At 73.0% G+C, this 1,442-nt stretch carries 1 protein-coding gene; it reads right to left on the reverse strand.

Features of this window, described 5'->3' with window-relative positions; translation table 11 throughout:
* On the reverse strand, nucleotides 1–1,442 hold a 1,442-nt coding region (locus CKO43_RS25400; RefSeq protein WP_200380411.1), incomplete at both ends, for a pseudouridine synthase.

The raw sequence follows: 1,442 nt of genomic DNA on the forward strand, positions 1-1,442 counted from the left end.
CCGCCACGCGGGCCGCCGCGGCCACCGCCGCCGGCCTTGCGCAGGAAGGCGTCGCCGCCGATGTAGCCGACCGAGGTCTGCATCGGGTCGGGCTGGCGCGTGCCGTCGGCGCCCTTCTTGCCGCCGCCCTTGCCGCCGCGGCCACCGGCCAGCGGCTTGGGCTTCTGCACGAAGCGCTTGTCGTAGGTCTGCTGCAGCGGGTTCGGGATCGGGCCGTCCTCGCCCAGGTCGCGCACCGGGCGGTCGCGCTGCACGCCACGCTTGTCGTAGGTCTGCTGCAGCGGGTTCGGGATCGGGCCGTCCTCGGGGATCTCGCGCCGGCGCTGGCGTTCCTGCTGGATCGCGCGCTTGTCGAAGGTCTGCTGCAGCGGGTTCGGGATCGCGCTCGCCTCGGGCTCGCGGCGCGGCGTCTTGCCGCCACGCGGCGCGACCTCGGGTGCACCGCCGGCACGCCCGCCGCGGCCACGTTTGCCGCGGCGGCCACCGCGCTCACCGCGGTCGGCAGCGCCTTCGGCTTCGACCGGGCGCGGCTCGCCGACGCCGGTCATGCGGCGCAGCGAACGCACGTCCTGCTCGCTCAGGTCGACCCAGACGCCGCGCTTGAGGCCCTTGGGCAGCACGACCGAGCCGTAGCGGATGCGGATCAGGCGGCTGACCGCGTGACCGACGGCGTCGAAAAGCTTGCGCACCTCGCGGTTGCGGCCTTCGGTGATGACGCAGCGGTACCACTGGTTGGCACCTTCGCCGCCACCGTTCTCGATGCTCTTGAAGCCGCAGCGCTGGCCTTCGATGTCGACGCCTTCGAGCAGCTTGCTCTTGGCCGCCTCGTCGAGCGCGCCGAGCGAGCGCACCGCGTACTCGCGTTCGACGCCGAAACGCGGGTGCATCAGCTGGTTGGCGAGTTCACCGGAGTTGGTGAACAGCAGCAGGCCTTCGGTGTTGATGTCCAGACGGCCGACCGACTGCCACTTGCCCTGGTGCAGCCGCGGCAGGCGGCGGAACACCGTCGGGCGCTGCTGCGGGTCGTCGTGGGTGACGACCTCGCCGGCAGGCTTGTGATAGGCGATGACACGCGTGGGCGGCGGCGCGATGCGGTAGCGCACCGGCTTGCCGCCGACGGCGATGCGGTCGCCGGCAGCGATGCGCTGGCCGATGTGCGCCGGCTCGCCGTTCACGGTGATGCGCCCTTCCAGGATCATCTGCTCCATGTCGCGGCGCGAGCCGATGCCGGCCTGCGCCAGCACCTTGTGCAGCTTGGGCGCGTCGGGTTCGGGAGCGAGCACACGCTTGGCGGGCAGCGGCGGCGCTTCGTCGCCGGCCTCGGCGTCCCAGACGCCGGAGAGCACGTGCGCGAAGACCTCGCCGACGTCGGCCGGCGGCAGCAGCGGCACGGCCGGAGCCTCGGCCGCGTCTTCGCCTTCGGCATCACCATCGGCCTCGGG

The sequence above is a fragment of the Rubrivivax gelatinosus genome (assembly GCF_016583785.1).
Classification (GTDB): domain Bacteria; phylum Pseudomonadota; class Gammaproteobacteria; order Burkholderiales; family Burkholderiaceae_C; genus Rubrivivax; species Rubrivivax gelatinosus_B.